General features: G+C 64.6%; 5 protein-coding genes. All 5 read right to left on the bottom strand.

What is annotated here, in order from left to right; genetic code table 11:
• The coding region (locus tag MUO23_09445; GenBank protein MCJ7513176.1) for a hypothetical protein at positions 1 to 326 on the bottom strand (326 nt) is incomplete at its 3' end.
• A gap of 55 nt (positions 327 to 381) precedes the next feature.
• Positions 382 to 1,524 (bottom strand): 50S ribosome-binding GTPase, encoded by a 1,143-nt coding sequence (locus MUO23_09440; protein MCJ7513175.1) that lies wholly within the window; start codon positions 1,522 to 1,524, stop codon positions 382 to 384.
• A gap of 907 nt (positions 1,525 to 2,431) precedes the next feature.
• Positions 2,432 to 3,706 (bottom strand): Glu/Leu/Phe/Val dehydrogenase, encoded by a 1,275-nt coding sequence (locus MUO23_09435; protein ID MCJ7513174.1) that lies wholly within the window; start codon positions 3,704 to 3,706, stop codon positions 2,432 to 2,434.
• Positions 3,707 to 3,866: 160 nt separating this feature from the next.
• Positions 3,867 to 5,330 (bottom strand): Asp-tRNA(Asn)/Glu-tRNA(Gln) amidotransferase subunit GatB, encoded by a 1,464-nt coding sequence (gene gatB, locus MUO23_09430; GenBank protein MCJ7513173.1) that lies wholly within the window; start codon positions 5,328 to 5,330, stop codon positions 3,867 to 3,869.
• 42 nt (positions 5,331 to 5,372) lie between these two features.
• The coding region (locus tag MUO23_09425; protein MCJ7513172.1) for an aminotransferase class I/II-fold pyridoxal phosphate-dependent enzyme at positions 5,373 to 6,222 on the bottom strand (850 nt) is incomplete at its 5' end.

Genomic DNA, 6,222 nt, shown 5'->3' with positions numbered 1-6,222 from the left:
GTCTCGGGGGCTGCCGTATCTTCTGTCGGTGCCGGCAAGGCCTCGGGGTTCACAACCTCGTCTGGACGCAGGTCTCCGGTCAGCAGCGCAAACTTGCGCCGGGCCCGCGAGTCGGCCGGCCGCAGTGCAAGGACCTCTTCCAGCCAGCGCCGCTCTTCAGAGGGTTCCTGGCTCAGATCGCTCAACCACAGGCAGGCTTCTGTGCGCTGGTCAGCCGTCGGTTCGTTCCGCAGCATCCACTCCAGGAAGAAGCGGGCCTCCTTGGAATCCCCCGCCTTGGCTGCCGCCACGCCCCTCACCAGCAGGTCTCGCGCGCTCTCGGACACAGATGGGCCTCCCTCGACGGAGTTACCTTCCGCCGGCGCTCGCCTCGAGCACCGGTTACGGGGTGTGCTCGGGGGTCGTTGGCTCGGATTGGGTCACGAGATCGCGCGGCGGCAGTGTCTCCAGCGCTTCCCCGACCTGGCGCCGCAGGGTCTTGCGGCTGCCGCCGCGCAGTCGACCCATCAGGTTCTGGGCGACCGCCCGCGCCACGCGCAGGATGGCCGCCGATGGCAGCCGCTCGCCGCGTTCGAACCAGGTGGCAACGGCATATCCCGTGGAAACCGTCATCCCGGCTGCCACGCCCACGGAAACCACCCAGCCGGGAGGGCCGCCGAGCTTGCTCAATTCGATGAACAGAGTCCGGCCGAGCACGCCCATGCCAAAGGTGAAGAGCAGCTCCCGAGCCCGGGCCAGCGTCACCCGCTTGCCATAGATGCGGGCGATCGACAGCGCCATCAGCGATTGGATCCCTATCAGGGGGATGAAGGAGAGGATCGGCAGCGGGGTGAGGGCGATAGCGGCTGCAGCGCTTGCCGAGCGCGAAATCACAGTCTGTGCCAATTGCCAGCGGTATTCGGGCATGGCCTGTCCCAGCGCCGCCACCAGCCCCGGCTCGTCGCTGACGATCGTCACCAGCAACCGGCTCAGTCCGATTCCGCCGCGGGCGCTGATTGGCAGGATGTCTTCCGCCGGCAGATCCAACGCCCGCGCCGTTCGGTCCACGACTGCTTCTCGCTGATTGACCACAAGGTCGATCTTGTTCAGCACAACGGCCATCGGCTTGCGCAGCCCCAGCAGGTCCAGGTACAGCGCGCGCTGCTTGGGTCCGACGGGGCGGCTTCCGTCGAGTATCAACACGATGTAGTCCGCCTGGCGCACTGCGCTCATCGCCTTCTCGCGCTGCGCCTCTCCTTGTGGTCCGGCCACGTCCATGCCCGGGGTATCGACCAAGGCAAACAGCCCCGAGTCCGCCAGCCTGGCCGCGGTGGTCGTCCCCGGAAGCGGGCTCACGTCCTGCCGGTCCGCCCGTGACTGGATCAGCCGGTTATACAAGGTCGACTTGCCTGTGTTGGCTGGGCCGACGATCACCACCCGATGCTTGTCCCCCAGCGCAGCCTGTAGATTCCGGCCGGCCTCGGCCATCAGGCCTCGCCAACCCTGAACGTTGCCCGGCAAGATCGAATCCGAGACGCTCTTCACAGATTCCTCACCGCTCTGGAAGCTCGTTCACCCTGGCGAAAGGTCCGGAATCTCCTGCTATGCCTGCCGTCCAACCTGGTTTCCTGGGTGTGCTGCACGGGCATGCCGCCGGCCGACTGCCCCGAGAACCCGGCCACACCTCGCTTCCGCTGCGGATACCCAGGGCCATCAAACATCGACACCTTGGCAAGGTGGAAATCGAAATGGTGGCCGGTTCTCCGCCGTCCATATGGCTTGAAGGTCGGCTGCTCGCAGATCCACCTTCTCCCTCTCTTCCTGTGGGCGAGGTCCCGGGAAGGTTCCGGCCGGATCGCCATTTCTCTGGCCCCCTCTGGGACTGTCGATCAGCCGCCCGCCTCCGCGGCCAGGGGCCTCGATCTTCCCGGCCCCAGCTGCGATTCTTCCTCCAGGGCGTGGCCGAGGCCGATTGTAAACCAGCCTTCCTGACGAGCGATGGGCTGTGGATAAGCCCTCACTAACTGTGGATAACTCCTGTTTCGTGGGGAGAACTGCCCTTGTCCGTTTCCGATGTCCAGCCATCTCTCCGCCATATTTGCTCTGAGTTGGGTTGCTGCCCCCATCTGTCGGTCTTCACCTAAACGAGCTACTCCGCGGGCCTCCTTGTCCCCTGTCCCTCCCCAGGATGCCTGTGGACTTCTCCTCGGTTCACAATCCCTATCCATGGGTAGGTTTCCCCTGGGTCCCAATTATCTAGGGGGTGTGCCCCCAAAAAGCCGTCCTCTCCCCCCTATCCCCAGGCCCTACGACTACTACGAGTCCATTCCTCACTGAGTGATAAGGATGCTTGAGAGTAGAGAGAGCACCAACCACGAAACGCTGCTGGTGCTCTCCAAAATTTGCCTGAACCGCCCTGCAACAGGAGGCTTATCAGACGGCCGGAAGTAGGCTAGACCCAGCCGCGGAGCTGCATCGCCTTGACGACCCGGTCGATGGCAACCATGTAGGAGGCATCGCGCATGTACACCTTATGGTCCTGCGACATCTTGAGCACGGCGTGAAAGGCTGTGCTGATCTTGTCGTCCAGGCGCTTGAGCACATCTTCAGTGGTCCAGTAGAAGTTCATGTCGTTCTGGACGCTCTCGAAGTAAGACGTGGTGACACCCCCTGAGTTGCACAGGAAGTCAGGGATATCGAGGATTCCCCTCTTCTGGAACTCCTTGTCGGCCTCGATCGTGACCGGACCATTGGCTCCCTCGGCGACGATCTTGACCTTGGTGCTGAGCTTGCCGACGTTCTCGCCGGTGATCTGGCCTTCCAAGGCGGCGGGAATCAGGACATCGACGTCCTTGCTCAGCCAGGCGTCGCCGGCCTCGAGCTCGTAGCCGGCCTTCTTGGCAGCCTCCTTGTCGATCGTGCCGTACTGATCGGTGATCGTCAGCAGGAACCGCCCGTCGACCCCCTCCTTCTTGCTGAAGGTGTACGACTTCTTGTCCTTGTTGTCCCAGCAGGAGACGCACACGACCTTGCCGCCGAGGATCTCGGTGAATCCGATCGTGGCGTACTGGGAGACGTTGCCGAAGCCCTGGATGGCGGCGGTGCAGTCCTTGGGAGCCAGCTTGAGGTGCTGCATTGCCTCGCGGATGCAGTAGGTGACGCCGTAGCCAGTGGCCTCGGTCCGGCCGAGGGACCCGCCGGCGCTCAAGGGCTTGCCGGTGATCATGCCGGGCGTGTACGCACCGACCAGCTTGCTGTATTCGTCCATCATCCAAGCCATCATCTGTGGGGTGGTGCCAATGTCGGGCGCGGGCACATCCTGGCGCGGCCCGAGGTTCTTCCACATCTGCTGTATCCAGCCGCGGCACAGGCGTTCCTTCTCGCCGACGCTCAAGGTGGAAGGATCGACGATGATGCCGCCCTTGCCGCCGCCGAGAGGGATGTCGGCCACGGCGCACTTCCAGGTCATCCACATGGCCAGCGCCCGCACCGTGTCGATGGTCTCACTGGCGTGGAAGCGGATGCCACCCTTGTTGGGCCCGCGGGCGTCGTTGTGCTGGACGCGGAAACCCGTGAAGATGCGCAAGCTGCCATCATCCATGCGGACCGGGATGGTGAAGCGGAATTCGCGCATCGGCCAGCGGAGGTATTCTGCAATGGCGGGCTCGAGCTTGAGCTGGGCCGCCACTGCGTCGAACTGAGCCTGAGCCATTTCGAACGTATTCACGTCTTCTGCCCTCATTCAGAGATAAGGCTCCCCCGTAGGGGGGTTAGAACAGGGGGAACTGACCGCCTGGGAAGCCCGTCAACCCAGCGCACCCCTTTCGGTCAGTCGTCTGCCTGGTAGAACGGTAGTCCAGCCCCTGGGGCAGGTCAAGTGACGACCTTCACAAGGGTCGGCGAGTCTTCTCAAGCTCGGTCAACCTGCGCCGCAGGCGATCCTGCACAATATGCGGGTCCGCCTTGCCGGAGGCCGCCCGCATCACCTGGCCGAACAGCCACTGTTCGATCCCCTTCTTTCCCTCGAGGTACTGGGACACCTGTGCCGGGTGGGCTTGCTCGACTTGGGCGATCAAGGCGTCGATGGAGGAGGGATCGGTGACCTGGGCGAGGACCCGCTGCTCGACCAGGGTCGTTGGGCTCCCGCCGTTGTGGAAGACCTCCGCCAGCAGCTGCTTGGCGGTCGTCGGGTTGATCCGCCCGGTCTGCTGTAAGCGAAGGATCTCCGCTAGGGCCTCGGGCGGCAAGGGGCAGGCCTCGATGGCCAAGCCCTCTTGGTTGAGCAGGGAGAACAACTCACCGGAAACCCAGTGGGCCACGTCCGCGGCTGCGAGGCCGGGGGAGGCAGCGCAAGCGGCCTCGAAGTAATCGGCGGCGGCTCGGTCTTCGGTGAGCACGCCCGCCAGCGAGGAAGACAGGCCGTAGGCGTTCTGGAATCGCCGCATGCGGGCGACCGGCAGCTCGGGCAGCGACCGCCGCACGTCATCGATCCATCCGGGCTCAAGGACCAGTGGGGGAAGGTCGGGTTCGGGGAAGTAGCGGTAGTCGTGGGCTTCTTCCTTGCTGCGCTGGGGGAGGGTGACCCCGCCTCGCTCGTCCCACCCCAGCGTCTGCTGCAGCACAGGCTGACCCGCAGCCAGCAAGGCCGATTGGCGCTCGATCTCGAAGGCAACCGCTCGCAGCAGGGCCCGGAACGAGTTCAGGTTCTTGACCTCGGTGCGAGTGCCCAAGACGTCACTGCCCTGCGGGCGGACCGAGACATTGGCCTCGAACCGGATCACGCCTTTCTCCATGTCGCCGCTGTTGACGCCGAGGTAGCGAAGCAGCCGCCGCAGGACGGCGGCGTAGTGCCGCACCTCTTCGACAGATTCCAGGTCGGGCTCGGTGACGATCTCGAGCAGAGGCACGCCGGAGCGGTTGTAGTCGATCAGCGAGGAGCCTTCCTGGTGCACCAGTTTGCCGGTGTCTTCCTCCAGGTGGACTCGGCGGATGCGTACCCTCTTCTCGCCGCGATCGAGGGGCACGGTCAACTGTCCCCCCTGCGCCAAGGGGAACTCGTACTGCGAGATCTGATAGCCCTTGGGCAGGTCGGGATAGAAGTAGTTCTTGCGAGCGAACAAGCTGGTGGTGGCGATGGTGCACTCAAGGGCCAGGGCCACTCGCAGTCCATACTCCACCGCCCGCTGGTTAGCAACCGGCAGCGTCCCGGGCATACCGGTGCACACTTCGCACACCGCGCTGTTCGGGCGAGCCGAGGTGGAGTCGACGACCGGGCAGGCGCAAAACATCTTGGATTGCGTCTGCAGTTGAGCGTGCACTTCCAGGCCGATAGAGGGTCGGCAGTCGGTCATGCGTGGGATTGTACAACAGCGGGGCGGGTCTGGGGCTGGAAGTCAGCCGTGGCGCTGCATGAACCGCCGCAAGCGTTCGAGCGCCTGCTCGATCTTCTCGTAAGAGGTGGCGTACGAACAGCGGACGAAGCCGTCGTCGGCGCCGAAGGCGCTGCCGGGAACGACGGCAACCCGTTCCTCGGTTAACAGCCTTTCGGCAAAGACCGCGTCGCTCATGCCGGTGGCTGCAATGGAAGGGAAGGCGTAGAAAGCGCCCAGCGGCTCGAAGGTCGGCATGCCCAATTCATTCAGCCCAGAGACGATCAGCCGGCGCCGCCGATCGTACTCCGACCGCATGCGCTCGACGTGTGCCTCGCCGTGCAGCAGCGCTTCGAGGGCGGCGTCCTGAGACATGGTCGAGGCAGACATGATGGTGTACTGGTGAACCTTGCGCAGCTCGGCCAGCAACGGCGCCGGCGTGGCGGCGTAGCCGATGCGCCAGCCGGTCATGGCGTAGTCCTTCGAGAAGCCGCCCAGCGTGACCGTGCGCGCCTGCATCCCCGGCAGCGAGGCGAAGCACACATGCTGGTGGCCGCCATACACCAGGCGGTCATAGATTTCATCTGAGATGACCAACAGGTCATGGCGCTCGACGATGGCCGCTAGGGCGAGCAGGTTCTGGCGCGACATCACTGCCCCGGTGGGATTGCTGGGGTACCCCAGCAGCACAGCCTTGGTGCGGGGCGTGATCAGGCGCTCGAACGCCTCGGGTCGCACCTGGAAATCGTCTTCCAGCTGAGTCGGCAACGGGACGGGGACTCCGCCGGCCAGCAAGACCTCCGGCTGATACGCCACGAAGGAGGGCGTGGGGACGATGACCTCGTCCCCCGGGTCGAGCACGGCCGTCAGCGTC

This window comes from Anaerolineales bacterium (assembly GCA_022866145.1).
Classification (GTDB): Bacteria; Chloroflexota; Anaerolineae; order Anaerolineales; family E44-bin32; genus PFL42.
The sequence above is the reverse complement of the archived record's forward strand: the minus strand, read 5'-3'. Positions and strand labels throughout refer to the sequence as shown.